The organism is Aeromicrobium sp. PE09-221 (genome assembly GCF_002174305.1).
In the GTDB taxonomy this organism is placed as follows: domain Bacteria; phylum Actinomycetota; class Actinomycetes; order Propionibacteriales; family Nocardioidaceae; genus Aeromicrobium.
Genome location: NZ_MIJB01000023.1, coordinates 41,569 through 67,159, shown reverse-complemented (window position 1 = coordinate 67,159; position 25,591 = coordinate 41,569). Strand labels below are relative to the sequence as shown.

Below are 25,591 nucleotides of genomic sequence, written 5' to 3'. Positions count from 1 at the left end.
AGGATGCCGTGCGATGACCCAGTCCACCCGCTTCCCGTGCTCAGGCGGCTCCGTTAGCCTTCGGAGCGTGAACCAGATCGCCGTGTTCTCCGGTAGCGCTCATCCCCAGTTCGCCGACGCGATCTGCGACAACCTCGGGATCACGCGATCGCCCGCCGACACGCAACGGTTCAGCAACGACTGCCTCCAAGCGCAGCTGCTCGACAACTGCCGTCAGCGCGATGTCTACATCGTGCAGCCGCTCGTCCCGCCCACGCAGGATCATCTGATGGAGCTGCTGCTCATGGTCGATGCCGCCCGCGGCGCCTCGGCGGCGTCGGTGACCGCGGTGATCCCGCACTACGCCTATGCCCGATCGGACAAGAAGGATGCCTCGCGCATCTCGATCGGCGGCAAGCTCGTCGCGGACCTGCTGATGACCGCCGGTGTGAGCCGGGTGATGACGATGACCCTGCACGCGCCGCAGGTGCACGGGTTCTTCGGCGTTCCCCTCGATCACCTGACCGCGCTCGGCGAGATCGCCGACTACTACCGCGGCACCGACCTGTCCAATGCCGTGATCGTCTCGCCGGACTTCGGCAACGCCAAGACCGCGTCTCAGCTCGCCCGTCTGCTGGGCATCCCGGTCGCGGCCGGAAGCAAGCAGCGCAAGGCCGACGACCGGGTCGTCATCGATGCCATCGTCGGCGATGTCGCCGGCAAGCGGGCGATCGTGCTGGACGACGAGATCGCGACCGGAGGCTCGATCATCGAGCTCGTCGCGATGCTCGAACAACAGCAGGTGAGCGATGTCAGCGTCGCGTGCACGCACGGTCTGTTCACCGGCTCGGCGGTCGAGCGATTGCGCGATCATCCGCTCATCCGCGAGGTGGTCGCCACCGACACGGTGCCCCGCCCCGACGACTGGCCCGAGCTCCAGGTCCGCTCGGTGGCGCCGCTCTTCGCCGAGGCGATCGCCAGGGTCCACGCCGGTGAATCGGTCTCAAGCCTCTTCGACGGCGTGGACCCCACGCACGCCCCGCCGCAGCCCAAGCTCCCGCTCTGACCGGCACACGACCGGCCTCGATTTTCGTATCGCGTGCACGGGGTCGTACTCTCAGATGTTGTGGCGGACGCACCCATCGGCATCTTCGACTCCGGCTTCGGCGGACTGACCGTCGCCCGAGCCGTGCTCGATCAGCTGCCCCATGAGCCGATCGTCTACCTCGGGGACACCGCCCGACAGCCCTATGGCCCCAAGCCCATCGCCGAGGTGCGCGAGTACGCCCTCGACTGCCTGGACCATCTGGTGCGCGAAGGGGTGAAGGCACTCGTCATCGCCTGCAACTCAGCGAGTGCAGCGGTGCTGCATGATGCCCGTGAACGCTACGACGTTCCTGTCGTCGAGGTCATCGTGCCGGCCACCCGGCGGGCCGTCAACGCCACCCGCAACGGGCGGATCGGGGTGGTCTGCACCGAGGCGACCGCTACCTCGCGGGCCTACGACGATGCCTTCGCCGCGAATCCGGCGATCGAGGTGATCACCCAGCCGTGCCCGCGTTTCGTGGACTTCGTCGAGGCCGGCGTCACCAGCGGGCCCGAGCTCATGTCCGTCGCGGAGAGCTACCTGCGGCCCGTCAAGGAGACGGGTGTCGACACGCTTGTGCTCGGGTGCACGCACTATCCGCTGTTGACCGGGGTACTGTCCTACGTCATGGGAGACGGCGTGACCCTGGTGTCCTCGGCCGAGGAGACGGCCAAAGACGTCTTCCGCCTGCTTGTGCGCGAAGGCCTCGAACGGGATCGCTCGCTCGCGGCGCCGCAACACCGCTTCCTCACTACCGGACAGCCGGAGGAGTTCGCGCGGCTCGGCCGCCGGTTCCTCGGTCCAGAGATCGATTCCGTCGACCAGTTTGCGTGGGTGACAGTGTGAAGTTGACGATCATCGGCTGTTCGGGCTCTTTCCCAGGCCCCGACTCGGCAGCGAGCTGCTATCTCGTCGAGGCCCCGCACGAGGGACGCACCTTCCGGATGCTGCTCGATCTCGGCAGCGGGGCGCTCGGTCCCTTGCAGACCTATATCGATCTCCGCGACATCGACGCCATCAGCCTGTCGCACCTGCATCCTGACCACTGCTTCGACATGAGCGGGCTCTACGTCGTCCGCAAGTACCATCCGACCGGGTTGCTGCCGCGGTTGCCGGTCTACGCCCCCGCGGGGAGTGACTGGCACCTGTCGGATGCGTACGGCACGACCAACCCGAATGGCATGACCCTTCCCTTCGAGTTCCGCGATCTGACCGACGGACTCGAGACCACAGTCGGCCCCTTCACACTGCGCGCCATGCTGACGACTCATCCCGTCGCGGCCTACGCGGTCCGTCTCGAACACGAAGGGCACGCGATCGTCTACACCGGGGACACGGGCCCGATGGACGAGCTCGCCGGCTTCGCCGCCGGTGCCGACCTGTTCCTGTGCGAGGCGTCCTTCGTCGACTCGGCCAGCAACCCGCCCGACCTGCACCTGACGGGATCCGAAGCCGGCCGCATCGCCGCCGAGGCGGGTGTCCGCCGGCTGCTCGTCACCCACATCCCGGCCTGGACCGACCGGGCCGAGGTCGAGCGCGATCTGCTGACGACCTATGACGGCGACTACGAACTCGTCACCGCGGGCCAGGTCTTCGATCTCTCGCCCGCCACGAACTGATCACAGAGGGGCCCACCACACATGAACGTCACCGAGACGCTGCGTCGTCGCTGGCTCTGGTTCGCCGGCGCACTCGTGGCCCTCCTCGCCGCGAGTGTGCTCGTCGCCGCCCTCGCGGGAGTCTTCGACTCCTCCGATGCCGAACCGGAGCGACCCCGCGCCTCGGCCGCTGTCGTGACGCCGTCGCCCGAGCCCCCTCCCGCCGATGTCGTCATCGACACCACGATGACGATGCCGTACAGCGAGGTGTGGAACCCGCCGGACGGTGGAGAGAACTTCTGGCAGGTCGTCGATCCGGAGAACGGCTATCCCGAGGACGGCGGAACCGATTACATCCTGGCGCACGCATGCGAGGACCAGGGATGCGCCGGCGACCAGATCCGTACGCTCCAGGCGGGCGACGAGCTTACCTACCGGGGCGAGCCGTATGTCGTGGAGGAGAAGCTCGAGATCGCCAAGACCGAGATCGCCGATCAGGACATCTGGACCCACGATCCCGCGCGCCTGGTCGTGATCACCTGCATCCTCGACCCGGACACCGGGGAGTACCACGAGAACGACATCATCGTGGCGACGCGAGCCGCCTGACGTCTGAGACCCGAACCATGTCTTGCTGAGAACGGATGGGAAACGGGACCTCACTCACCGCTTGGCGGGGAGGGGAGTGTCACTGTCGCGGTAGTGCCTGACCCAGGTGTTCCCCTGATCGTGAACGTGCCGCCTTCGACGGTCACGGCATGGTCGACCAGCAGCAGGCCCAACCCGTCCGATCCGCCGTCGTCGGTGAGTCCGATTCCGTCGTCGCTGACCGACAGCATCAAGCCCTCGTCGCCGCGGGTCAGCCGCACGTCGATTCGCGTGGGCCGGGCGTGTTTGAGGGCGTTGAGCACCAGTTCGCCGGCAACCCGCCACAACAGGGTCGCGGTCGCCGTGGCCGGCAGGTCACCGGGTTCCTCGACGCTCAACTCCACGCCGGACTCCTCGCGGCGGACGAATCTCGCCAGGTGTTCGGCCAGCGAGGTGTCAGGCAGGGGAGCCGACTCGTGGGCGAGCCGACGCAGGTCGTCGATGTCGGTACCGACGAGATCAGCGAGCCGACGGAGCATGTCGGCGGCCCTGGGGTGCTGCTCGGCCAGCGAGCCGAGCGTCAACCGGACCGCGGCCAGATCCTGGATGACCCCGTCGTGCAAGCGGTGGGCCAGATCGTGGCGCACCGCCTCCGAAGCGGTCAGACCGTAGGCGAGGGCGTCCTGGCGCTCCTTGGCGAGGCGGTCGATCCGCCGCATGGCCCGGACGCTGAGCGGCGTCAGCAGCGCGCCGAGCACGATGAGCCCGCCTGCCAGCAGCGGCACATGCACGCGCAGCGAACGCATGAGGGATTCACCCGGATCGGCCGTGACGTACAACTCCATCCGCATGGGCGTACCGGAGGCATCGCTGAAGCCCATGTAGGCCTCCCGCATTCGCCCCTCCTGCTCGTAGCGGTGCTCGTGGTCGTCGGGCACCGCATAGACGACGACCTCGCCGGCGTCGAGGCGTTCGGCCAGCTCGGCATCGAAGGGGCGTACCGTGTCGATGAGGCGGGGCTCGTCGGAGTACACGACGCGCACGTCGGCGCCCTCGACCCGCCAGATCTTGACCCGGTCGACGACCTTCGTCGTCACCAAGGGGGTCAGCACATCATGGGCGGCCTCCCAGGCGGCCGCCTGGTCGTCGAAGTCGATCTCGGCCAGGACGTCGGCCACGTCGGCCACCCGCTCCGCGGTCACGTGCGCATGGCGGTCGGATTCCTGACGCGTCACGCGGAACTCCGCAGCAGCCACCAGCCCGACCACGAGGATGGTGATGCCGACCGTGGCCAGGATGTGGCGACGGAGGGCTCGCGCGCTCGACCGCATCAGTTCAGCTGAGCGCTGATGCCCGAGTGGGAGGCCAGGGCCACGGCCTCCAGTTGCGACCGCACGCCGAGCTTGCTCAGCAGTGACTTGATGTGACTGCGCACCGTGAGGACCGATAAGGACAGCTCGTTGGCGATCGTCGTGGCGTCCTGACCGTCGATGATGTGCAACAGGATGTCGCGTTCGCGCGGGGTCAGGTTGCCGCCGGCCAGGGTGTCCTCGGGGAAGGTGTCGACCACCATCGGTGCCCGGTTCGAGGCCGATAGGACGGCGGTCGTCAACGTGGTGAACGAGGCGTCCTTGGCCAGATAGGCGCACGCGCCCAGACCGAGCGCCCGGTCGCATTCGGCGCGCCGAGGATATCCGGTCAGGGTCACCGCGCGCGCTTCTGCGGACATGGCCACCGGAATCAGGTCCAGCCCGGAGCCGTCGCCCAACCGGACATCGAGCACCGCGACGTCGACCGGTCGATCGGCCAGTTCGAGGCGAGCGTCCGTGGCGCTCGTGGCGATCCGCACCTCGGCGATGTCGCTGAAATGCCCGAGGGCATAGGCCAGGAGATCGGCGAACACGCGATGGTCATCGACGACGAGCACCGACAGAGGAGCGGTGTCCTGGGCCGGCGATGCGCTGCCGTGACGGTTGAACACTCCTCAATCTTAGGGATGGCACTTCATTTAGGTAAGCCTTACCGTCAATCAGGCATCTGCCCTGATTCTCCCCTGAAAGGGAAACCACATGTTCGGACTTCGCCGACGCTCGCTCGTCGCGCTGCCCGTCGCGGCCGCGATGGCGCTCAGCTTGAGTGCCTGCGGCAACACCGATGATGACGACTCTTCCGACGAGTCGGGATCGCTGGTGATCTACAGCGCCCGCGACCAGGAACTCGTGGAGGACCTCGTCGATCGCTTCGAGGAGGCCCACCCCGAGATCGACGTCGAGGTCCACTACGGCGACGACTTCGGTGTCGCCAAGGTCCTGGAGGAGAACGCCGTCGGCAATGTCCAGCCCGACATCTACTGGTCGCAGGAAGCCGGCAGCCTCGGCGTGCTGGCCAACGAGGGCGTGACCCAGACCCTGCCGGAGAACATCACTAGCCAGATCGACCCGGCATTCACCTCCGACGATGGCTCGTGGGTAGGTCTGACCGGGCGGATCCGGGTCTTCGCCCACAACAGCGAGCTGATCGACGAGGCCGAAGTGCCCGACACGATCGCGGAGTTCGCCGATCCGCAGTGGGCCGGCCGCTTCGACCTGCCCCCGACCAACGCGACCTTCCAGGCCTTCGTCACCGCGATGCGTCTGGTCGAGGGTGAGGATGCCACGCGCGTCTGGCTCGAGGCCGTGCGCGACAACCTGCCCGAGGGTGAGCGTCCCAGCAACAACGGTGGCACCCTTGATCTGGTCGAGGCCGGTACGGTCGAGATCGGTCTGGTCAACCACTACTACCTGTACGAGCGGGCCGCGGGCACCGAGAACGGCCTGGACGATCTGGCCACACGTAACAAGATCGCCGCGGTCGGCGACCTGGGTTCGATGGTCAACGTGACGGGGGTCGCTGCCCTGAGCGACAACCCCGCCGCGCTGACGTTCATCGAGTTCCTGCTCAGCGAGGAGTCGCAGGCATGGTTCGCCGAGACGAGCTTCGAGTACCCGCTCGTCGCCGGTGCGCCGACGCCCGAGGGTCTGCCGCCGTTGACCGACTTCATCGATACCAACGCGAAGTTCGACCTCAACGACCTGTCGGACCTGGAGGCGACGGTGGCATTGCTCCAGGAAGTGGGACTGCTGTAATTCCCGTGCTCGCACGATCCCCACGGCTCCCGCTGCTTTTGGCAGCGGGAGCGGGAGCCGCTATCGCCACCGTACCGCTGGTCTTCCTGCTCGTCCGCGTTCGGCAGGTCGACACTGACCGGCTGTGGTCGATCGTGCTGCGGCCACGCACGATCGACCTGATCACGAACAGCCTCGCGCTGGTGGGCTCGGTGACGATCTCCTGCATGGTCATCGGCGTGGCCACCGCGTGGGCGCTGGCCCGGCTCCAGCTCCCCGCTCGCCCGCTCTTCGTCGTGCTCGCCGCGCTGCCCCTGGCGATCCCGTCCTACGTGGCCGCGTTCGGATGGATGGCGATGGTGCCAGGCATCCGGGGATTCTTCTGGTCTTGGCTGGTGCTGACGGCGGTTTCCTGTCCGTTGGTGACCCTTCCGACGCTCGCCGCTTTCAGCAATGCCGACCACTCGGTGGTCGAGACCGCCCGTTCCCTCGGCCGGCGACCGGCGCGGGCGTGGTGCACGGCGATGCTCCCGCAGATCGCCCCCGCCGCGGCGGCGGGAGGACTGCTGGTGGCCCTCTATGTCCTGTCGGAGTACGGCGCGGTCTCGGCGCTACGCCTGTCGGTGTTCACCCACGCGATCATCGACAATTTCCGGACGCTCTTCGGCATCGACGCGGCCCTCGCCCTGGCGCTGGTGCTGGTGGCGCTCGCAGTCATGCTGGTGGTGCTGGAGCGTCTGGTCCGCATCCGTGGCGAGCGGTGGCGCGTGGGTTCAGGGGCTCCGGTGCCGCCGCCGCGTATCCGCGCCGGCGTGTTCACCCCCGTGGCCATGGCGAGTCTGCTGGTGGTGCCGGTCGTGGCCTTCGGTGTCCCGGTGTACGCGATGCTGACCGGCTTTACCGCGGGCGGCCGCTATCCGTTGGTCTGGTCCGAGTGGCTCGCCACGACGGGCACCACCTTGGGTGTCGCCGCCGCCGGTGCGGTCGTGGCCCTGTTCGTGTGCCTGCCGATCGGGGCGCTGGCCGCTCGCCATCGAGGTCGGGTCGTGAGCGTCATCGAGGCGGCTGGATTCACCGGACACGCGCTGCCGGGGGTCGTCGTGGGCCTGGCCTTCGTGTTCTTCGCCCTGCGGGTCGCCCCAAGCCTGTATCACACCGTCTACATCCTGATCTTCGCCTATGGGGTGATGTTCCTGCCCAAGGCGATCGGCGCCGCGCGGTCGTCGATCGAGCAGGCGCCACCGACGCTGACTGACACCGCCCGGTCCTTGGGGCGTGGGCCGATCCACGCCTGGTGGAGCACGACGGGCCGCATCGCTACGCCGGGCATCGCAGCCGGGGCATTGCTGGTGACGCTGACGATCATGAAAGAGCTGCCGGCCACGCTGTTCCTGCGGCCGGCGGACTTCGACACCTTGGCGACGAAACTGTGGGGTCTGATGAACGTGCAGGACTACGGAGCGGCCTCCGCCTACGCCCTGACCCTGATGGTCGTGGCGGCGGTTCCGGCCCTGCTGTTGTCGCGCCACAGTGGAAGGCAGGACTGACATGAGCACGCTCGAGGTTGCGGGGGTCACGGCCGGCTATGGACGCGAGAGCGTCCTCGACGGCGTCGACTTCACGGTGGATCCGGGCCACATCGCGGCGGTCCTCGGCCCCAGCGGGTGCGGCAAGACGACGTTGTTGCGGGCACTGGCCGGACATCATCGGATCACCGCGGGACAGATCCGGGTCGACGGCCGGGTGATCGCCGATGGCCGAGTGCACACGCCGCCGGAACGTCGGTCGATCACGGTCGTGCCACAGGAAGGCGGGCTGTTCCCCCATCTGGACGTGAGCGCCAACATCGGTTTCGGCCTCAGACGCGGCCCGGAGCGCAGCACTCGCATCGCCGAGATGCTGGAACTGGTGGGACTGAGCGGTGAGGCCAAGCGCCGTCCGCACCAGATCTCCGGCGGTCAGCAGCAGCGGGTCGCGCTGGCCCGTGCGCTGGCCCCGCGTCCATCGTTCGTCCTGCTCGATGAGCCCTTCTCGGCACTCGACGCGCATCTGCGCGAGGCGCTGAGGGCGGAGGTCAAGGACCTGCTGCGGGCCGAGGGGGCGACGGCGATCCTGGTCACGCACGACCAGGCCGAGGCGTTGGCAATGGGTGACACCGTGGCCGTGATGCGGGCCGGCCGCGTCGTGCAACAGGACACGCCGTCGCGCGTGTATGGTCGACCGATTGACGCGGGTGTCGCCCGCTTCCTGGGCGACTCGGTCGTCGTGGAGGCGCATGAGGTGGCCGAGGGGTTCGCCACGACGGTGCTGGGGCGTGTCCCAGTGGCGGGCGAAGGTGGCGCGGTGCTCCTGCGTCCCGAACAACTCGACGTGTCCGCCGAGGGTGCGCCCGCGAAGGTCGTCTCCACGGAATTCCGTGGCGCCTATACGCGGGTCGTGGCGGTGTTACACGGCGAGACCGACGAGGTCGTCGTGCACACACGTCGCGCAGTCGACGCCGGTGCCACGATCGGTCTGACGGTGACCGGCGAAGGCTGGTTGCTCCCGGGCTGACAGACTCAGGGCCACGCGCCCGGCTCACTCGGTATCGCGGAGACCTTCTCGACCATCCCGTGGAGTACAGGCGCGCCACCAGCGGCGCGTCGACCTGCTGCTCGGCGACGCGTGCCGCCTGAGGTCCGGAGACGAGTTCCAGGATGCGGACCCGGTGTGCATGCTCGGCCTTTCTTGTGTTTGGCTAAGCAGGCGAGCTTCGGCCTTCGATGACCGGGCTCGTTCTTCTGCCCCCTCGGCCACGCGGGTGACGTGTGGTCGCACGAAAGGACCACATGCGCATCATCACACGCACCGCCGTGGCTCTCGCCGGAGCGGCAACGCTCGGCCTGGGCCTCGTCGCGGCCCCGGCCACCGCAGCTCCGGCGCTGGGTGACGAGCCGGTCGTCGAGCTCGCGACCTCGACCTTCAAGGCCGGCAGCTGGGGCGATGGCGTCCAGTTCACCGTCACCGAGGTCCCTGAGGGTGTGGAGGCCGTGGAGCTGGCTGTCGGCTCCATGGGTGAGAACGGCGGCGGCTTGGTCGCCGAGCCCGTTCAGGCGGAGCGTCAGGTGGATGGTTCCTTCACCGGCACCGTCCTGCCCGATGCGGACACGCCTCCCGTCGCCCCCGATGCCAACGGTTACCCGGTCTACACCGCCAGCGCCGGTTACGAGTACACGGACGAGAACGGTGAGACGCAGTATGCGTCGACCTTCGTCGAGCTGACCATCACCGATGGTGTGTCCGTCACCGGCCCGGACGAGGCGACCGTCGCCGAGCTGGCCGCGGGTGTGCCGCTGCAGTTCGCGGGATTCAACTCCAATGAGACCGTGACCGGCGATATCCGGTACTTCAATGCCGAGACGGGCGAGGAGGAGTCGATCGGCGACTTCTCGGCTACGCTCGGCGAGAACGGCGCCGGCGAGGGCGTGCTGACGATCACCGGCGCCTCCGTCGGCCAGCAGTTCCGTGTCGTGGCCAGCGGCGAGGAGGGCACCGTCTCGCACTACATCACCGTCGTCGAGGGCAGCGACGAAGGCGGCGAGGATGGCGACGACGAGACGCCCGCCCCGGCGCCCGAGCAGCCCCGCAAGCCCGAGCGCGTCGACACGGGTGCCTGAGCACTAGCTCTCTGACACCCGTCATCTGACGGACTCCGCACGAAGGCCCCGGACCCCGGTCCGGGGCCTTCGTCGATCCCCGCCACCGCCGCGCGGGATCGTCGCAGCGACCCGATACGGTCGGAACATGACGCGTGAAGACGGCCGTACCCCCGATCAGCTCCGCCCCATCACGATCACTCGCAACTGGCTCGACCACGCGCAGGGCTCGTGTCTCGTCGAGTTCGGGCGCACCCGGGTGCTGTGCGCGGCGAGCGCGACCGAGGGAGTGCCGCGCTGGCGCAAGGGCTCGGGACTCGGCTGGGTCACCGCTGAGTACGCCATGCTGCCGCAGGCGACCCACGAGCGGTCGCCGCGCGAGTCCGTCAAGGGCAAGGTCGGTGGTCGTACACACGAGATCAGCCGGCTCGTCGGCCGCTCGTTGCGTGCGGTGATCGACTACGGGGCTCTCGGCGAGAACACCATCGCCCTCGACTGCGATGTCCTCCAGGCCGATGGCGGGACTCGCACCGCGGCGATCACGGGAGCCTATGTGGCGCTCGCCGATGCGGTCGCTCACCTCGGCCGCGCGGGCGCTCTGAGCGGCGAGGCGCTCACGGGCTCGGTGGCGGCGGTGAGCGTCGGCATCATCGACGGCACGCCGATGCTCGACCTGCCGTATGTCGAGGACGTACGTGCGCAGACGGATATGAACGTCGTGATGACCGGCGATGGCCGTTTCGTCGAGGTACAGGGAACCGCCGAGGGTGCACCCTTCGACAAGGCTGAGCTGGACGCGCTGCTCGACCTCGCGGCCAAGGGCTGCTCGGACGTGACTGCACTCCAGCGGGAGGCGCTGACCCGATGAAGGTCGTGCTGGCGTCGAACAACGCCAAGAAGCTCGACGAGCTACGGCGTATCCTCAGGCCCCTCGTCCCCGAGGTCGAGGTGCTCGGGTTGCGCGATGTCGCGGACTACGACGAGCCCGCCGAGACCGAGCCCACCTTCGAGGGCAATGCCCTCCTCAAGGCGCGAGCGGCGCTCGCGGCCACGGGGCTGCCCTCCCTCGCGGACGACTCGGGGATATGCGTCGATGCCTTGAACGGGATGCCCGGCGTGCTGTCGGCACGCTGGTCCGGTGTTCCCAAGGCCGAGGGTGGCGATGCGGCTAACAACAGACTGCTGCTGGCGCAGCTGGCCGACGTCCCCGATGAGCGCCGGGGTGCGTCCTTCCGTTGTGCGATGGCCTTCTGTGCGCCGGGTGTGGAGATCGTCGAGCTGGGTGAGATGCCCGGCCGCGTCCTGCACGAGGAGCGCGGCGAGGGCGGCTTCGGCTACGACCCCCTCTTCGCCGCCGACGGCCACGAGATCTCGACGGCTGAGTTGAGCCGTGAGGAGAAGGACGCCATCAGCCACCGTGGCCGCGCGCTGCGGGCCATCGCCCCCCGCATCGCCGACCACCTGCGCTGACCCATGCGCTGGGCGCACGGTCTACCGCCATTGACGGTGGGAGCCCCTAGGGTGGAGGCGTGGCTGAACTGGACCTGTCCCTGGACGTCGTCGACCTCACCGCAGCGCTCGTCGACATCGCCTCGGAGAGCCTGCACGAGGCCGAGATCGCCGATGCGGTGGAGCGCGCACTGCGCGAGCTGCCGCACCTGCGGGTGCGGCGAGATGGTCACTCGATCGTCGCCTCCACGTCACTGGGGCGTAGCGAGCGCGTCGTCATCGCCGGGCATCTTGACACCGTGCCGGAGAACGGGAACCTCCCGTCGCGCCTGGAGGGCGACACACTGTGGGGTCTCGGCACCTGCGATATGAAGGGTGGCGTCGCGATCGCGCTGAAGCTCGCCGCCGAGCTCGCCGAGCCCGTCCGCGATATCACCTTCGTCTTCTACGAGGCCGAGGAGATCGCCGCGGTCCACAATGGGCTCGGCCGGTTGGCCCGTGAGCATCCCGAGTGGCTCGCGGGCGATTTCGCGATTCTCATGGAGCCCTCGAATGCCGGAGTCGAGGCCGGTTGCCAGGGCACGATGCGTGTCGAGATCCGGACGCTGGGGGAACGGTCGCATTCCGCACGCTGGTGGATGGGCAGCAATGCGATCCACGCGCTCTCCCCGGTGCTGGACACCCTCGCCTCCTACGCCCCCCGCGAGGTCGAGATCGACGGTCTGCTCTACCGCGAGGGCCTCAACGCCGTAGGCATCGCCGGAGGTGTGAGCGGCAATGTGATCCCCGACGAGGCCGTAGTCACGGTGAACTTCCGCTTCGCCCCCGACCGCAGCGAGGACGACGCCTTCAGCCACCTGCAGGAGGTGTTCGAGGGTTTCGGCCTGGCGGTGACCGACAGCGCCCCCGGCGCGCTGCCAGGGTTGGATCGCCCCGCGGCCGCCGCCTTCATCGAGGCCGTCGGCGGCGATGTCGGCCCCAAGTACGGCTGGACCGATGTCGCCAAGTTCACCGTGCTCGGCGTGCCCGCCGTCAACTACGGTCCCGGCGATCCGTCCTTCGCGCACAAGGCCGATGAACATGTCCCCGTCGCGCATCTGCGCGCCGTCCAGACGAGACTGACGAGGTGGTTGACCCGATGAGCAAGCAACGACCGGCCGAATGGCGCCGCGGCCCGATGCGGCTGCGGCGCGACGCTGTGCCGGACTCCACGACCGACCAGCGACTGCTGGATCATCGCGGGCCGCATGACTGGGTCCACACCGATCCGTGGCGCGTCATGCGGATCCAGTCCGAATTCGTCGAGGGATTCGGCGGGCTCGCCGAGCTGGGCGCCTCCGTCACGATCTTCGGTTCGGCGCGCACCTCGCCCGACGACCCCATGTACGACGCGGCCCGGCGTATCGCCGAGGGTCTGTGCGCAGCCGGCTATGGCGTCATCACCGGGGGAGGCCCGGGCATCATGGAGGCTGCCAATCGCGGCGCGAGCGAATGCGGTGGAGTCTCGGTCGGCCTCGGGATCGAGCTGCCCCATGAGCAGACCCTCAACGACTGGGTCGATATCGGCATCAACTTCCGGTACTTCTTCGTGCGCAAGACGATGTTCGTCAAGTACTCCCAGGGTTATATCGTCATGCCGGGTGGTTTCGGCACGATGGACGAGCTCTTCGAGGCGCTCACGCTCTCGCAGACCGGCAAGATCACCACCTTCCCGATAGTGCTCTACGGCTCGGAGTACTGGCGTGGACTCGTCGACTGGTTACGCGACACGATGCTGCCCGCCGGGATGATCGCAGAGGAGGACCTGGACCGCGTCCATCTCTGCGATGATCCCGAGGATGCGGTGCGCTGGTTCGTGGCGAACGACTGATGGTGACGCGGTGCGCCTGGGCCGAAGGCTCCGATGCGCTCATGCGTGCCTACCACGATGAGGAGTGGGGGCGTGAGCTGCACGGTGAGCAGGCGTTGTTCGAGCGGATCAGCCTCGAAGCCTTCCAATCGGGTTTGAGCTGGGCGATCATCCTGCGCAAGCGCGAGGGATTCCGCGCCGCGTTCGCGGACTTCGACCCGGGGGCCGTCGCGAGCTTCGACGACCGGGATGTCGAGAGGCTGATGGAAGACGCGTCGATCGTGCGCAATCGGCGCAAGATCGAGGCGACGATCGCCAATGCCCGAGTCGTGACCGAGCTGGCCGGAGGTCTCGACGCGCTGCTTTGGTCCTTCCGTCCTGAGGTCACGGTCGCACCCCGTGACATGAGCGAGATCCCCGCCGCGACCGAGGAGTCGGCGGCCATGGCGCGAGCGCTGAAGCGTGCCGGGTTCCGCTTCGTCGGGCCCACTACGGCCTATGCCCTCATGCAGGCCACCGGCATGGTCAATGACCACCTGGTGGACTGTGTGGCGCGTTAGCGATGGCGGGTCCGGCTGATTTTCTCGAACCCTGTCGCCGATCGTCGTCGAGATGAGCGATAATAGATCGACACGTCCGGCGCATTCGCCGGACGTTGATGACGAGAGGGGAACACATGGCGGCCATGAAGCCTCGGACCGGCGACGGACCGATGGAGGTCACCAAGGAGGGGCGCTGCATCGTCATGCGTGTCCCGCTCGAGGGCGGCGGACGTCTGGTCGTCGAGCTCACCAATGACGAGGCCGAGACCCTCGGCGATCAGCTCAAGGCCATCTGAGCCCGGATGTTCGGACTCTCGGTCCGCTGGTCCCTAGCCGATGCCGGTACCGAGTCCCTCGAGGACCTGCGTAGCTACGTGGAGGAGGAATCCTTCGCGAAGTTCGCGGGTCTCGAGGGCCTGCGTTTCAAGACGTGGCGTGCGCGGGAAGGGGAGTGGTTCGAGGGCACCTATGTCTTCGTGTCCGATGCCGCTCGCGCTGCCTTCCAACAGGACTTCGAGGCGAAGGCGGCTACGGCCCCTGCCACAGAGCGATTGGGCGTCAGCCCCACGATCGAGCCCTTCGAGGTCGTCGCGGTAGTGCGCGGACCGGCGGGCTTCCGCTCCGCGGCGCGTTTCGAGTCCTGACGACGCCTCAGGAGCCGACCTGCACTGCCAGGAGGCCGTCTCCGAGCGGGATCACCACGCTACGCAGCGTCTCGTCGGCCCGGACCCGGGAGATGAGCTCGCGGATCGCCGTGGTCTGCGGATCCCGCTGGGAGGGATCGGCCACCCGGTCGTGCCAGAGGGCGTTGTCGAAGATGATCATACCGCCGGGGCGGATGAGGCGGAGGGCTTCATCAAAGTACTCGCCGTATTCGACCTTGTCCCCGTCGATGAGGACCAGGTCGTAACCGTGGTCGATGAGACGGGGGAGCACGTCGAGGGCGGAGCCGGTGATCAGTCGGTAGCGCTGCGGCGGGAATCCGGCCGCGACGAAGGCCTCCCGTGCGAGCCGCTGGTGCTCCGCCTCCAAGTCCACCGAGGTCAGCACGCCGTCTGCAGCCATGCCCCGCAGCAGATAGAGCCCTGAGACACCCGCGCCAGTGCCGATCTCGGCGACGGCCTTGGCGTGGACCGCGGCTGCGAGGAAGGTGAGGGCAGAACCCGCGCCCGGGCTCACGGGGACGGCATCGAGTTGTTCGCCGTGGGCGCGCGCCGCGGTCAGGTGATCGTCCTCGGGATGCAGGTCTTCGGCGAAGGCCAGGCTCGCTGCGGTGGTGATGATGCTCTCCTCGTCCGAACCGTTGTCGTGGTTCAGCCTAGCGTGCTGCCGCCGCCGTGCCGTACGGACTCGCGAGCCCTGCCCCGATCCGACGCTCGCGACGACAGGACTGTTCAGCAGGCTCCTCGCCGTGTCAGACTGGTCGTGAAGAACGTCACAAGTGGTGAGGGCGAACCGTCAGGAGTTTTTGGGGGTGCTCTCAGCATCGGGGCCGAGGATCTAATCATGGAGTCGAACGCCGTGCAGTGGGATGCGATCGTCCACGACCACTCAGCACAGGTCTACCGCCTGGCCTACCGCCTCACGGGCAATCGCCAGGACGCCGAGGATCTCATGCAGGATGTCTTCGTGCGCGTGTTCAATTCGCTGGAGACCTATGAGCCGGGCAACTTCGCCGGCTGGGTCCACCGGATCACCACCAATCTCTTCCTGGACAAGGCGCGCAAGGCGCAGCGGCAGAAGACACATCCGTTCTTCGACGATGCCGAGGAGCGACTGCCGAGTGCGGAGGTACTGCCTGAGTCGATCGTCCACGATGCCGGCTTCGATCCCGATGTCGAGGCGGCGCTCGCCTCCCTGCCGGCCGACTTCCGCGTCGCGGTGATCCTCTGTGATGTCGAGGGCCTCAGCTATGAGGAGATCTCGGACGTGCTGGGTGTGAAGCTCGGCACGGTGCGATCGCGCATCCACCGAGGCCGCGGGCAGCTGCGCGAGGCGCTGGCCCATCGTGAGCCGCGCAGGGGGCGCACCCGTTTCCTGGGTCCGGTCACCGTGTGACCATGGGGCATGAGCCGTGATCCCATCGTCGATGCCCTGACCACTGTCCTCGACGACGTGCGCGAGGACACGTCAGGCGAGGTCGCCGACTACATCCCTGAGCTCGCATCGGCGGATGCCGATGCGCTCGCCCTCGTCCTCGTCGCCCCCCACGGGGAAGTCCACGCAGCGGGCGATGCCGACCGGCGCTTCACGATCCAGTCGATCTCCAAGCCCTTCGCCTTCGCCCTCGCCTTGCAGACACTGGGACGAGACGAGGTTCTGGAGCGGGTCGGTGTGGAGCCGAGCGGTGAGCCCTTCAACGCGATCAGCCTCGAGCCGGACAGCGGCAAGCCCGCCAATCCGATGATCAATGCCGGTGCGATCGCGACGACGGCGATGGCACCGGGGTCCGATGTGGAGGAGAAGACCGCGAGTCTGCTGTCGTTGATGTCGGCGTGCGCCGGCCGCGACCTGAGCGTCGACGAGGACGTCTACACCTCGGAGTCGCAGACGGGGGAGCGCAACCGTGGCATCGCGCACCTCCTCGCCTCCTATCGCGCCTTCGACTGCGGCGTCGACACGGCCGTCGAGACCTACTTCCGTCAGTGCTCGACCTTGGTCGACGCGAAGGACGTGGCCACCATGGCCGCGACCTTGGCCTTCGGGGGACGAAATCCCGCGACGGGTGAGCAGGCACTGGCACCTGAGGTGACCCGCGACGTCGTCGCCGTGATGTCCTCGTGCGGCATGTACGACGCCTCCGGGCGGTGGACGCTGCGGGTCGGGCTGCCGGCCAAGAGCGGCGTCGCCGGCGGCGTGATCGCGGTCGATCCGTCGGAATTCGGTGTCGCCGCCTTCAGCCCGCGGCTCGATCGGTTCGGCAACAGCGTGCGCGGGGTGCGGGCACTGGAGGAGATCTCGCGTCGCTTCGGCCTGCACATGCTCGCCGATCGTCCGGAGACCTCGTCCCCGGTGGTCGATGTCGATCATCGCGACGACACGACCGTCGTCCGGCTGCACGGGCACATCAACTTCGGCACGGCCGCGCAGGTGGCCCATCGGATGCGCGAGGAGGCCGCCACGGCGCGGCTGACGCTCGATCTGCGAGACACTGAGAGGCTCGACGAGTCATGTGGCGTCGTACTGCGACGGGTGGCCGATGATCTCGACGCCGCGATAGAGGAGTGACGTGCCGTGCTGGCACCAACCTCGTGTCTCGTGGCGCGGTAGGTCATCAACGTCACGACGGCTCGATAAGGTTGAAGGTCTACCTCTCCCGGGACGGAAAGGTTGATGAGCTACCGCCGCCACATCAGCAGGGTGGGGAAGGCGGGCGTGAGTCAGGTGGCCTCGTCGTCGAAGGGCGGGATCTCGCCCGGACGCAGGATCCGTGCGGACGGGACCGGTGGAGGAGTGGCATCGCGGTCCTGTTCGGCGAGCACCTCGCGCACTGCCTGACGTGGGTCGAGATCCTTCCAGTCGTCTCCGACCTCTCGCTGCAGATCCGCCTTGGCATTGTCGGCCATCTGCTTGACGGTCCGCAGGAAACGGGCCGACTGGCGGGCCAGCTCCGGCAGCCGGTCCGGACCGAAGACGATCATCGCGACGATGAGGATGACCGCGATCTCCGGCCATCCCATCCCGAACACGGTTCAGGCTCCGCGAATCACAGCCGGCCGGCGGGGGACAGCCCGAGCTGCATGCCCGCCAGACCCCGCTGACGGCCGCTGAGGGCGTCGGCGATGCCCTGCAGCACTACGGCGGAGGGGGCCGAGGGATCGGCACCCACGATCGGGTCGCCGGAGTCCCCGCCCTCGCGGAAGTTCTCCTCCAGCGGCACCCGGCCGAGCACGTCGACCTCATAACCCAGCCGGGAGCTGAGCTTGGAAGCGACCTCGTCGGCGCCACCGGAGCCGAAGATCTCCATGCGCTCGCCGCTGGGCAGCTGGAGATAGGACATGTTCTCGATGACGCCCACGACGCGCTGATGCATCATCGAGGCCATCGTGCCCGCGCGCTCGGCGACCTGAGCGGCGGCCTGCTGCGGTGTGGTGACGACGATGACCTCGGCACCCGGCAGATGCTGTCCGAGGCTGATCGCCATGTCGCCCGTGCCGGGGGGCAGGTCGAGGAACAAGGCGTCCAGGTCGCCCCAGTAGACATCCGCGAGCATCTGCACGAGGGCACGGTCGAGCATCGGGCCGCGCCAGGCCACGACCTGGTCCTTGCGCGGCTTGAGCATGCCGATGCTGATGACCTTCATGCCCTCCGCCGCGGGAACGGGCATGATCATCTCCTCGACCTGCGTCGGTCGCTGGTCACCCAGGCCGAGCATGTCGGGGATCGAGTGGCCGTAGATGTCGGCATCGACGATGCCGACCTTGAGTCCGCTACGGGCCATCGCGAGGGCCAGATTGACGGTGACCGAGGACTTGCCGACGCCGCCCTTGCCGGAGGCGATCGCGTAGACCTTGGTCAGCGAGCCCGGCTGGGCGAAGGGGATCTCGCGCTCGGCGCGGCCGCCTCGCAGATGCTCCTGCATGGCCTTGCGCTGCTCCTCGGTCATGACGCCCATGTCGACCGTGACGAGGTGCGCTGGGGCCGCCTTGGCGACGGCCGCGGTGACATCACGGTTGAGTGTGTCCTTCAGCGGGCAGCCTGCGACGGTCAGCAGCAGACGGACGGTGATCGCCTCGTCGGTGATGGTGATCGTGTCGACCATCCCGAGTTCGGTGATGGGACGCTTGATCTCCGGGTCGTTGACGGCGGAGAGCGCCTCGCGGACCTGGTCCTCAGTCACGGCAGCCATGATTCCTATCGTACGTGCCCCCGAAACCGCCCCGACACCCCGCTGACCACGGGAACACCTTCTGCGGGCCCCCGTTGAGTGGGACGTTTGGACGGTCGAATCCCGGATTCGACCGTCCAAACGTTCCCCCAAGGACTCCGCTGCGCTTCGTCTCCCCCAAGCACTCCGCAGAGCTCCGTGCAGGGAGGTGCCCCCAGGGAGGTATCCCCACACTCAACGGGCTCGGTGTCAGTGGGGGGCGTCGGAGGTGTCGTCCGCGGGTTCCTTCATCTCGGCGACGAGCGAGCGGAGCTCGCCGCGCAGGAAGTCGCGGGTCGCGACCTCGCCGAGGCTCAGTCGCAGACTGGCGACCTCGCGGGTGAGGAACTCCATGTCGGCGTGCGCACGGCTCGCGGCGTCGCGATCCTGTTCGGCGGTGATCCGGTCCCGCGCCTCCTGCCGGTTCTGCGCCAGAAGGATCAGCGGAGCGGCGTAGGAGGCCTGCAAGGACAGCATCAGAGTCAGGAAGATGAACGGATAGGGGTCGAACCGCCAGGACGGTGGCGCCACGATATTCCACGCCAGCCAGGCCGCGATGAACATCGTCATCCAGGCGATGAAGGTCGCTGTGCCGAGGAAGCGCGCCGCCCCCTCGGCGAACCGGCCGAAGCGTTCGGGATCCGGATCGCGGCGGGGTCGCAGCGTTCGGCGAAGGTCGCGCGGTTGGTCCAGGCGCGCGCGCTCTCGTTCGGTCATCGGACCAGACCCCCTTCCAGTGCGGTGTCGTCCTGCTCCCGCCATCCCTCGGGCAGCAGATGGTCGAGCACGTCGTCGATGGTCACCGCCCCGAGCAGATGCTGATTCTCATCGACGACCGGGAGTGCGACCATGTCGTAGGCGGCCAGCAGGCTCGAGACCTGGGCCAGCGAGGTCTCGGGACGGGGCCAGTCGATGTCATTGTCGACGATCGCTCCCACGAGGGTCGAGGGCGGTTCCCGCAGCAGTGCCTGGAAGTGCACCACGCCCAGGAATCTGCCCGTGGGCGTCTCCACAGGCGGACGGCACACGTAGATCATCGCGGCGAGCGCCGGCGGAAGCTCGGGCTCGCGGATCAACGCGAGCGCCTCGGCGATGGTCGCGTCCGGCAGCAGCACCACCGGCTCCGTGGTCATCATTCCGCCGGCCGTGCGGTCCTCATACTCCATGAGACGCCGGACATCGTCGGCGTCATCGGGCTCCATGAGGAACAACAGCTGCTCGGCGGTCTGGGCGGGCAGGCCACCGAGGAGGTCGGCAGCATCGTCCGGGCTCATCTCCCCGAGGACATCGGCACCGCGTTCGGGGTCGAGCACGCCGAGAATCTCGGCCTGGAAGGTGTCGGGCATCTCCTCCAGGACATCGGCCAAGCGCTCGTCCCCGAGTTCGGCGACGATCTCGAGCCGGCGCTTGGGGGTGAGGTCGCGCAGGGCACTCGCGAGGTCGGCCGGCCGCATCTCGTCCATGGTCGCCAGCAGATGCGTCGCGCCCTGGCCGGTCTCGTCCTGCGCGAGGCCGCTCACCTCGTCCCACTCCAGCACGTGGCTCGCGCCACGACGGCTGAAACGCTTGCCTTTCTCCTGCACCGCGACGTCCGACACATACCAGTCCCGTCGCGGATCGGACTCGATCGCCAGATCGTAGACCGTTCCCTCGAGACCCTCCCCGAAGGAGACCGTGCGGTCGAACAGCTCATGCACGGCGAGGGTCTCGGTGCGGCGCTGCTCGAAGCGACGCAGGTTCAGGACACCGGTGGTGATGATCTGCCCGGAGTCCATCGACGTGACCCGCATGATCGGCAGGAACACGCGTCGCCGGCCCAGGATCTCGACGACGAGACCGAGGACGCGAGGTCGTTGACGGGCACTGCGGACCGCCAGGACGACGTCGCGGAGCTTGCCGACCTGGTCGCCCACGGGGTCGAAGACGGCCTGCCCGACGATGCGGGACAGGAAGATGCGTCCGGTGGTCGTACTCACGGTAGAACTCTAGTGGTTCGGACCCGATGGACGGCGATGCGAAGGAGCCGGGGGCCGTTGCTGCGTGCGCGCCCGGGAGACTGTTCCCGTGAGCGTCTTCCTGCTGGCCGTGGCGATCCTCGGCGTCTCCGCCTCGGGACCGCTCATGGCGGCCATCGCGGCACCGGCGCTGGCCATCGCCTTCTGGCGCAATGCGGCGGCGACGGCCTTGTTGGCCCCCTTCGCGCTGACGGCCGGACGCCGTGATCTCGCGCGCCTGGGACGCCGGCGGTGGGGACTCGTGGTGTTCGCCGGCGTGATGCTGGCCGGGCACTTCGCAACGTGGATCGCCGCGCTCAAGCTGACGTCCGTGGCCGCCGCGATCGCGCTGGTCTCCATGCAGGTGCTCTGGGTGGTGGTGATCGAGGCGTTCCGGGGCACCCGCACCGCGCCGGTCGTCCTCGTCGGGTGCGCGCTGGCGATCGCCGGAGTACTCGCGATCACCGGTGTCGACCTCGGTGTCTCGCGCGATGCGCTGATCGGTGATGCGCTGGCGCTCGCGGGAGGGCTGTTCGCGGCCCTCTACGTCGTCGCCGGCGGTCGAGCGCGAGCCAGCATGAGCACCACGACGTATACCTTCTGCGTCTACGGGGTGTGCTCGGTGACGACCGCCGCGCTCTGCGTGGTCCTCGGCGTGGGATTGACCGGGATCTCGGGGCGCGACTGGTGGCTCATCGCCGGCGTGGTGCTCTGCGCGCAGTTCCTCGGCCACTCGATCATCAACCATCTGCTGGCGGTGATGACGCCGGTGGTGATCTCCTTGGCGCTGCTCCTCGAAGTGCCGACCGCGGCGATGCTCGCGGCCGTCTTCCTCGGTGAGGCATTGCCGTGGGGCACCTATATCGGGCTGGCGCTCATTCTCGGCGGACTGGTGGTCGTCATCTCCGCGCAGGGCAGACGGGTGCCGCCGACAGCACCGGCATGAGCGAGCGAGCGTAGAACCGAGATTTGCTCCCTATTCGTCCACCGAGAGCTGCCGTGATCGACGAACCGGGAGCAAATCTCGGTCCGGGTGGAGAGGCGTGAGGCGGAACACGCTACTCGCCGGTCACCGGGACTGCCATTCGCGGTACAGTCGCGTCGATCACACCTGACACTGAGGAGGATCCCCATGGGTCGTCTTGTCCGTACCGAAGGCCTGACCGATGAGCAGGAGGAGATCCTCAAGCTCGTCCGGCAGTTCGTGGAGAAGGAGATCCTGCCGGTCGCCACGGATCTGGAGCACGCCGACGAGTACCCGACCGAGATCGTTGAGGGGCTCAAGGAACTGGGCATCTTCGGTCTGATGATCCCTGAGGAGTACGGCGGCCTGGGCGAGTCCCTGCTGACCTATGCGCTGGTGGTAGAGGAGATCGCGCGTGGCTGGATGAGCGTCTCCGGTGTGATCAACACCCACTTCATCGTGGCGTACATGCTGATGCAGCACGGCACCGACGAGCAGAAGCAGAAGTACCTGCCGAGGATGGCGACGGGCGAGGTGCGCGGCGCGTTCAGCATGTCCGAGCCGTCGCTGGGCTCGGATGTCTCGGCGGTGTCGACCAAGGCGACGAAGGTCGACGGCGGCTATGAGATCACCGGTCAGAAGATGTGGCTGACCAATGGCGGCTCATCGAATCTCGTCGCGGTGCTGTGCAAGACCGATGAGGGCGCCGACAGCGTCTACCGGAACATGACGACCTTCCTGATCGAGAAGGAGCCCGGCTTCGGTGAGACTGCTCAGGGGATCACGATCCCGGGCAAGATCGACAAGATGGGCTATAAGGGCATCGACACGACCGAGATGATCCTGGAGAAGCACAAGATCGGTGCGGACCAGATCCTCGGTGGGGAGCCGGGCAAGGGCTTCTACCAGATGATGGACGGTGTCGAGGTCGGTCGCGTCAACGTGGGCGCTCGTGCGGTGGGCATCGCGAATCGCGCCTTCGAGTTGGGCGTGGCGTACGCGCAGCAGCGTGAGACCTTCGGCAAGCCGATCGCACAGCATCAGGCGGTGCTGTTCCGGATCGCGGAGATGGCGACCAAAGTCGAGACCGCTCATTCGATGGTCGTCCGGGCGGCGCGCCTCAAGGACGCCGGCGAGCGGATGGATGTCGAGGCCGGGATGGCCAAGATGGTCGCGAGCGAGTACTGCAATGAGGTCGTGGAGGCGTCGTTCCGTATCCACGGCGGCTACGGCTACTCCAAGGAGTACGAGATCGAGCGGTTGTACCGAGAAGCGGCGTTCATGCTGATCGGTGAGGGCACCTCCGATATCCAGAAGATGATCATCGGCCGCAGCCTGCTCAAGGACTACAAGCTCTGAGCACACGGCCTTACCGGCTACGGCGCTTCCAGCGCGAGGCCCTCGCGGCGCTGACTGATCAGTGCCGCGAGGGCCGTCGCCGTCTCTGGGTCTCGCTCCCGCCGGGCGCGGGCAAGACAGTGCTCGGGATGGAGTTCCTCCGAGAGCTGGAACAGCCGGCTGTCGTCTTCTGTCCCAATACCGCCATCCAGGGTCAGTGGGCGCGGACGTGGGAGCGCTACGACTCACGACCGGCGTCGACGGCGCGTGATCTCGGCGCGCCGTTCACCGCGCTCACCTATCAGTCGCTGGCGAGCTTCGACTCCGACGAACTGAGCGGGGACGAAGTCCGGCTCGTCGACCGGTTGCACGAGAACGGCAAGGCGCTCGTGTCCGCACTTCATGCCGCCGGTCCGGTGACGGTCGTATTGGACGAGTGCCATCACCTGCTGGAGACCTGGGGTGCGCTGCTCGCCGAGGTGCTGGCCCAGATGCCTGAGGCGCAGGTCCTCGGTCTCACCGCGACTCCGCCGAGCACCCTGTCCCGGCGGCAGGCCGCGCAGGTCGAAGAGCTCTTCGGCGACATCGTCTACACCGCGTCGATCCCGGCCGCGGTGCGGGAGGGCGACCTCGCACCCTTCGTGGAGCTGGCGTGGCTCACCACACCCGATGCCGACGAGGAATGGTGGTTGGACGATTCCTCCAGACGGTTCGCGGAATTGACCACCGAGCTGCTGGACCCGGACTACGGCACGACATCGCTCCTGATGTGGTGTGACCGCCGATTCGGCGAACATCCGGCCGACTGGAACGGCTTCGCGCGCGAGGAGCCCGAGCTGGCGCGGTCGGCCCTGCGTCTCGTGCACGCGGGCCTGCTCGCCCTCCCCGACGGTGCCCGTCTCACCGAGGAGCACCGGGTGCCGCTGTCCACCGATGACTGGGCCGTGCTTCTCGATGACTGGGTCGGCGGCTGCCTCCGGCACAGCGATGATCCGATCGATGAGGCGGTGATCGATGACCTGCGGGCCGCATTGCCCGGCATCGGTCTGCAGGCTTCACGCCGTGGGGTCTCGCGCCCGGCGCAGTCGCGGGTGGACCGGGTGCTGAGCCGGAGTGTGAGCAAGATGCGCGCCGCCGCAGAGATAGTGGGGATCGAGCGGGTGGCGCTGGGGGACCGGTTGCGGGCCGTGGTGGTGTGTGACTTCGAGCGGGCGAGTGCGACCTCGGCGGAGTCGCTGGGGGCGCCGGCTGAGCACGGGTCGGCCTTCGAGGTGATGGCGGGGCTCGCGGAATCGCCCGTCGAAGCGGTGCTGATGACCGGCCGTACGGTCGCCGCGCGGCCCGCAGTCGTCGAGCGCCTGCAGGACTACATCACGACGCGGCAACCGGAGATCGCCGACCGCCTCGAGGCCAGGGAGATCGAGGGTGCGTCCGACCTGGTCGAGCTCGTCGGATCCTGGACCAGCCGGCGGTGGGTGCCGCTGGTGACGGACTTCTTCGGCGAGGGAGGCTGCCAGGTGCTGGTCGGGACCCGGGCGCTGCTGGGCGAGGGATGGGACGCGCAGCAGGTCACCACCTTGATCGATCTGTCGACGGCCAGCACGAGTTCCGCGGTCATCCAGACCCGGGGCCGGGCCTTGCGCATCGATCCGGCGTGGAGTCGGAAGGTGGCGCTCACCTGGAGCGTCGTGTGCGTCGCGCATGATCATCCCGGTGGGGACAGCGACTGGCGCCGCTTCGTGCGCAAGCACGATGGCTACTTCGGGGTTGACGACGACGGGCAGATCGTCTCGGGAGTGCCCCATGTGGATTCCCGGTTCTCGCCCTATACGCCGCCGGAGCTCGGTGAGCTGGCCACGATCAACGACGCGATGGCGGTCCGTGCACAGGAGCGGGAGGTGATCGCGGGGCGTTGGCGCGTGGGCGAGCCTTATGAGGACCGGTCCCGCACGGTGCTCCGTGTCGTCCCCGACCGGGAAGTGTCGGTGCTAATGGCCGATCCTCCGCGGGCGGTTCCGGTTCCGCCCTGGGCCCGGATGGGTGAGCAGGGCATCGAGGGCGAGGGAGTGAGGCGGCGTCCGTGGCGCGCCGCCCGAGAGACCGCGCGGGAGGTCGGGATGGTGGGGCATGCATATGTCGTAGCCGATGCGCTCGCCCTCGCCGGGCTGTACGAGCCCGGCGCCTCCGGAGTCGAGGTCTTGATCGATGCGATGGGCGCGTACCGCTTCTCTCTGCGTGACGAGTCTGAGGACGGGATCTTCGCGCAGGCCTTGGAGGAGTTGCTTGCCCCGATCAGCGTCCCTCGCTATCTGGTGGCCCGCCAGCTCGCGCCGCCCGCCGATGTGGGCACCGGGTGGGCGGTGTTGTTCGGGAGGGCTCGCCCGATCGGTCGTACGTGGTATGCGGTGCCCGGCGAGTTCGCCCGGCGTCGCGACCGGCGGGAGGCCTTCGCCCAGAGCTGGGCGCGTTGGTTCGGGCGCTCGACGCTCTATGCCGTGGACTCGCCCGAGGGGGAGGCGGCGCTGGCGGCCAGCGCGGGTCTTGCCCCGGCCGCCGTCCACACCCTCGTGCGTTCCGCCTGGTCCTGACCTCCCTCT

General features: G+C 68.0%; 27 protein-coding genes. 20 read left to right on the top strand and 7 right to left on the bottom strand.

What is annotated here, in order from left to right; genetic code table 11:
- The first annotated feature begins 67 nt into the window (after nucleotides 1-67).
- The 4 genes from BHE97_RS12120 to BHE97_RS12105 are packed head-to-tail and all read left to right on the top strand — an operon-like array spanning nucleotide 68 to nucleotide 3,273.
- On the top strand, nucleotides 68-1,045 hold the full coding sequence (locus tag BHE97_RS12120) for a ribose-phosphate pyrophosphokinase (RefSeq protein WP_087624301.1): 978 nt from the start codon (nucleotides 68-70) through the stop codon (nucleotides 1,043-1,045).
- Between the two features lie 60 nt (nucleotides 1,046-1,105).
- Nucleotides 1,106-1,912: a glutamate racemase gene (murI, locus tag BHE97_RS12115; protein ID WP_087624300.1), complete on the top strand. Its 807-nt coding sequence runs from the start codon at nucleotides 1,106-1,108 to the stop codon at nucleotides 1,910-1,912.
- Nucleotides 1,909-2,685 (top strand): MBL fold metallo-hydrolase, encoded by a 777-nt coding sequence (locus BHE97_RS12110; RefSeq protein ID WP_087624299.1) that lies wholly within the window; start codon nucleotides 1,909-1,911, stop codon nucleotides 2,683-2,685. The genes murI and BHE97_RS12110 overlap by 4 nt, the downstream gene beginning before the upstream one ends.
- A 21-nt stretch (nucleotides 2,686-2,706) precedes the next feature.
- The gene (locus BHE97_RS12105; protein WP_087624298.1) at nucleotides 2,707-3,273 is read left to right on the top strand and encodes a hypothetical protein; all 567 of its coding nucleotides are present in this window, start codon (nucleotides 2,707-2,709) and stop codon (nucleotides 3,271-3,273) included.
- 50 nt (nucleotides 3,274-3,323) lie between these two features.
- On the opposite strand, the gene BHE97_RS12100 is transcribed toward BHE97_RS12105, so the two are convergent.
- Both BHE97_RS12100 and BHE97_RS12095 read right to left on the bottom strand, forming a co-directional pair.
- Entirely contained in the window at nucleotides 3,324-4,583 is a 1,260-nt protein-coding gene (locus BHE97_RS12100) for an ATP-binding protein (RefSeq protein ID WP_087624297.1), read from the bottom strand.
- Complete coding sequence (locus tag BHE97_RS12095; RefSeq protein WP_087624296.1) at nucleotides 4,583-5,233, bottom strand: response regulator transcription factor; 651 nt, start codon at nucleotides 5,231-5,233, stop codon at nucleotides 4,583-4,585. Before BHE97_RS12095 ends, BHE97_RS12100 begins: the two co-directional genes overlap by 1 nt.
- A gap of 88 nt (nucleotides 5,234-5,321) precedes the next feature.
- Between BHE97_RS12095 and BHE97_RS12090 the strand changes: the two genes are divergently transcribed.
- The 11 genes from BHE97_RS12090 (at nucleotide 5,322) to BHE97_RS12040 (ending at nucleotide 14,475) form a co-directional block, all read left to right on the top strand.
- Nucleotides 5,322-6,377 (top strand): extracellular solute-binding protein, encoded by a 1,056-nt coding sequence (locus BHE97_RS12090; protein ID WP_087624295.1) that lies wholly within the window; start codon nucleotides 5,322-5,324, stop codon nucleotides 6,375-6,377.
- Nucleotides 6,378-6,382: 5 nt separating this feature from the next.
- Nucleotides 6,383-7,903, top strand: coding sequence for an iron ABC transporter permease (locus BHE97_RS12085; RefSeq protein WP_140400132.1), 1,521 nt, complete (start codon nucleotides 6,383-6,385; stop codon nucleotides 7,901-7,903).
- A gap of 1 nt (nucleotide 7,904) precedes the next feature.
- Entirely contained in the window at nucleotides 7,905-8,909 is a 1,005-nt protein-coding gene (locus BHE97_RS12080; RefSeq protein WP_087624293.1) for an ABC transporter ATP-binding protein, read from the top strand.
- 275 nt (nucleotides 8,910-9,184) lie between these two features.
- Nucleotides 9,185-10,012, top strand: a complete 828-nt coding sequence (locus BHE97_RS12075) for a hypothetical protein (RefSeq protein ID WP_087624292.1) — start codon at nucleotides 9,185-9,187, stop codon at nucleotides 10,010-10,012.
- Nucleotides 10,013-10,139: 127 nt separating this feature from the next.
- The gene (rph, locus tag BHE97_RS12070) at nucleotides 10,140-10,859 is read left to right on the top strand and encodes a ribonuclease PH (protein ID WP_087624291.1); all 720 of its coding nucleotides are present in this window, start codon (nucleotides 10,140-10,142) and stop codon (nucleotides 10,857-10,859) included.
- Nucleotides 10,856-11,461, top strand: a complete 606-nt coding sequence (gene rdgB, locus BHE97_RS12065) for an RdgB/HAM1 family non-canonical purine NTP pyrophosphatase (RefSeq protein ID WP_087624290.1) — start codon at nucleotides 10,856-10,858, stop codon at nucleotides 11,459-11,461. Before rph ends, rdgB begins: the two co-directional genes overlap by 4 nt.
- A gap of 59 nt (nucleotides 11,462-11,520) precedes the next feature.
- A complete protein-coding gene (gene dapE, locus BHE97_RS12060; RefSeq protein WP_087624289.1) occupies nucleotides 11,521-12,582 on the top strand; it encodes a succinyl-diaminopimelate desuccinylase in 1,062 nt (353 codons plus the stop codon).
- Complete coding sequence (locus BHE97_RS12055; protein WP_087624288.1) at nucleotides 12,579-13,310, top strand: TIGR00730 family Rossman fold protein; 732 nt, start codon at nucleotides 12,579-12,581, stop codon at nucleotides 13,308-13,310. Before dapE ends, BHE97_RS12055 begins: the two co-directional genes overlap by 4 nt.
- Nucleotides 13,310-13,849, top strand: coding sequence for a DNA-3-methyladenine glycosylase I (locus BHE97_RS12050; protein ID WP_087624287.1), 540 nt, complete (start codon nucleotides 13,310-13,312; stop codon nucleotides 13,847-13,849). Before BHE97_RS12055 ends, BHE97_RS12050 begins: the two co-directional genes overlap by 1 nt.
- A gap of 116 nt (nucleotides 13,850-13,965) precedes the next feature.
- The gene (locus tag BHE97_RS12045) at nucleotides 13,966-14,127 is read left to right on the top strand and encodes a DUF3117 domain-containing protein (RefSeq protein WP_170931393.1); all 162 of its coding nucleotides are present in this window, start codon (nucleotides 13,966-13,968) and stop codon (nucleotides 14,125-14,127) included.
- Between the two features lie 6 nt (nucleotides 14,128-14,133).
- Entirely contained in the window at nucleotides 14,134-14,475 is a 342-nt protein-coding gene (locus BHE97_RS12040) for a hypothetical protein (protein ID WP_087624285.1), read from the top strand.
- 7 nt (nucleotides 14,476-14,482) lie between these two features.
- On the opposite strand, the gene BHE97_RS12035 is transcribed toward BHE97_RS12040, so the two are convergent.
- Entirely contained in the window at nucleotides 14,483-15,010 is a 528-nt protein-coding gene (locus BHE97_RS12035; RefSeq protein ID WP_236757669.1) for an O-methyltransferase, read from the bottom strand.
- A 327-nt stretch (nucleotides 15,011-15,337) separates the two neighbouring features.
- On the opposite strand from BHE97_RS12035, the gene sigE reads away from it, so the two are divergent.
- Together sigE and glsA are read left to right on the top strand one after the other, a co-directional pair.
- Nucleotides 15,338-15,889, top strand: coding sequence for an RNA polymerase sigma factor SigE (sigE, locus tag BHE97_RS12030; RefSeq protein WP_087624283.1), 552 nt, complete (start codon nucleotides 15,338-15,340; stop codon nucleotides 15,887-15,889).
- Between the two features lie 9 nt (nucleotides 15,890-15,898).
- Nucleotides 15,899-17,059, top strand: coding sequence for a glutaminase A (gene glsA / locus BHE97_RS12025; RefSeq protein ID WP_087624282.1), 1,161 nt, complete (start codon nucleotides 15,899-15,901; stop codon nucleotides 17,057-17,059).
- Between the two features lie 152 nt (nucleotides 17,060-17,211).
- On the opposite strand, the gene tatB is transcribed toward glsA, so the two are convergent.
- The 4 genes from tatB to BHE97_RS12005 form a co-directional block, all read right to left on the bottom strand.
- Nucleotides 17,212-17,511, bottom strand: coding sequence for a Sec-independent protein translocase protein TatB (tatB, locus tag BHE97_RS12020; protein WP_236757668.1), 300 nt, complete (start codon nucleotides 17,509-17,511; stop codon nucleotides 17,212-17,214).
- A gap of 26 nt (nucleotides 17,512-17,537) precedes the next feature.
- Nucleotides 17,538-18,680, bottom strand: a complete 1,143-nt coding sequence (locus BHE97_RS12015) for an Mrp/NBP35 family ATP-binding protein (protein ID WP_087624280.1) — start codon at nucleotides 18,678-18,680, stop codon at nucleotides 17,538-17,540.
- A gap of 228 nt (nucleotides 18,681-18,908) precedes the next feature.
- A complete protein-coding gene (locus tag BHE97_RS12010; RefSeq protein ID WP_201791427.1) occupies nucleotides 18,909-19,415 on the bottom strand; it encodes a DUF1003 domain-containing protein in 507 nt (168 codons plus the stop codon).
- Nucleotides 19,412-20,674: a CBS domain-containing protein gene (locus BHE97_RS12005; protein WP_170931392.1), complete on the bottom strand. Its 1,263-nt coding sequence runs from the start codon at nucleotides 20,672-20,674 to the stop codon at nucleotides 19,412-19,414. Before BHE97_RS12005 ends, BHE97_RS12010 begins: the two co-directional genes overlap by 4 nt.
- Before the next feature lie 88 nt (nucleotides 20,675-20,762).
- Here BHE97_RS12005 and BHE97_RS12000 point away from each other — a divergent pair, with 88 nt between their 5' ends.
- The 3 genes from BHE97_RS12000 (at nucleotide 20,763) to BHE97_RS20415 (ending at nucleotide 25,582) form a co-directional block, all read left to right on the top strand.
- Complete coding sequence (locus tag BHE97_RS12000; protein WP_087624356.1) at nucleotides 20,763-21,638, top strand: DMT family transporter; 876 nt, start codon at nucleotides 20,763-20,765, stop codon at nucleotides 21,636-21,638.
- Nucleotides 21,639-21,824: 186 nt separating this feature from the next.
- Nucleotides 21,825-23,015, top strand: coding sequence for an acyl-CoA dehydrogenase family protein (locus tag BHE97_RS11995; RefSeq protein WP_087624278.1), 1,191 nt, complete (start codon nucleotides 21,825-21,827; stop codon nucleotides 23,013-23,015).
- Complete coding sequence (locus tag BHE97_RS20415) at nucleotides 23,012-25,582, top strand: DEAD/DEAH box helicase family protein (RefSeq protein WP_201791431.1); 2,571 nt, start codon at nucleotides 23,012-23,014, stop codon at nucleotides 25,580-25,582. Before BHE97_RS11995 ends, BHE97_RS20415 begins: the two co-directional genes overlap by 4 nt.
- The last annotated feature ends 9 nt before the right edge of the window (nucleotides 25,583-25,591 follow it).

Excerpts from the sequence above, each read along its gene's own strand:
- BHE97_RS12105 (WP_087624298.1), top strand. The coding sequence starts at position 2,707 with ATGAACGTCACCGAGACGCTGCGTCGTCGCTGGCTCTGGTTCGCCGGC.
- BHE97_RS12100 (WP_087624297.1), bottom strand. The coding sequence starts at position 4,583 with ATGCGGTCGAGCGCGCGAGCCCTCCGTCGCCACATCCTGGCCACGGTC.
- BHE97_RS12090 (WP_087624295.1), top strand. The coding sequence starts at position 5,322 with ATGTTCGGACTTCGCCGACGCTCGCTCGTCGCGCTGCCCGTCGCGGCC.
- BHE97_RS12080 (WP_087624293.1), top strand. The coding sequence starts at position 7,905 with ATGAGCACGCTCGAGGTTGCGGGGGTCACGGCCGGCTATGGACGCGAG.
- BHE97_RS12075 (WP_087624292.1), top strand. The coding sequence starts at position 9,185 with ATGCGCATCATCACACGCACCGCCGTGGCTCTCGCCGGAGCGGCAACG.
- rph (WP_087624291.1), top strand. The coding sequence starts at position 10,140 with ATGACGCGTGAAGACGGCCGTACCCCCGATCAGCTCCGCCCCATCACG.
- rdgB (WP_087624290.1), top strand. The coding sequence starts at position 10,856 with ATGAAGGTCGTGCTGGCGTCGAACAACGCCAAGAAGCTCGACGAGCTA.
- BHE97_RS12055 (WP_087624288.1), top strand. The coding sequence starts at position 12,579 with ATGAGCAAGCAACGACCGGCCGAATGGCGCCGCGGCCCGATGCGGCTG.
- BHE97_RS12050 (WP_087624287.1), top strand. The coding sequence starts at position 13,310 with ATGGTGACGCGGTGCGCCTGGGCCGAAGGCTCCGATGCGCTCATGCGT.
- BHE97_RS12045 (WP_170931393.1), top strand. The coding sequence starts at position 13,966 with ATGGCGGCCATGAAGCCTCGGACCGGCGACGGACCGATGGAGGTCACC.
- BHE97_RS12040 (WP_087624285.1), top strand. The coding sequence starts at position 14,134 with ATGTTCGGACTCTCGGTCCGCTGGTCCCTAGCCGATGCCGGTACCGAG.
- sigE (WP_087624283.1), top strand. The coding sequence starts at position 15,338 with ATGGAGTCGAACGCCGTGCAGTGGGATGCGATCGTCCACGACCACTCA.
- glsA (WP_087624282.1), top strand. The coding sequence starts at position 15,899 with ATGAGCCGTGATCCCATCGTCGATGCCCTGACCACTGTCCTCGACGAC.
- tatB (WP_236757668.1), bottom strand. The coding sequence starts at position 17,511 with ATGGGATGGCCGGAGATCGCGGTCATCCTCATCGTCGCGATGATCGTC.
- BHE97_RS12015 (WP_087624280.1), bottom strand. The coding sequence starts at position 18,680 with ATGGCTGCCGTGACTGAGGACCAGGTCCGCGAGGCGCTCTCCGCCGTC.
- BHE97_RS12010 (WP_201791427.1), bottom strand. The coding sequence starts at position 19,415 with ATGACCGAACGAGAGCGCGCGCGCCTGGACCAACCGCGCGACCTTCGC.
- BHE97_RS11995 (WP_087624278.1), top strand. The coding sequence starts at position 21,825 with ATGGGTCGTCTTGTCCGTACCGAAGGCCTGACCGATGAGCAGGAGGAG.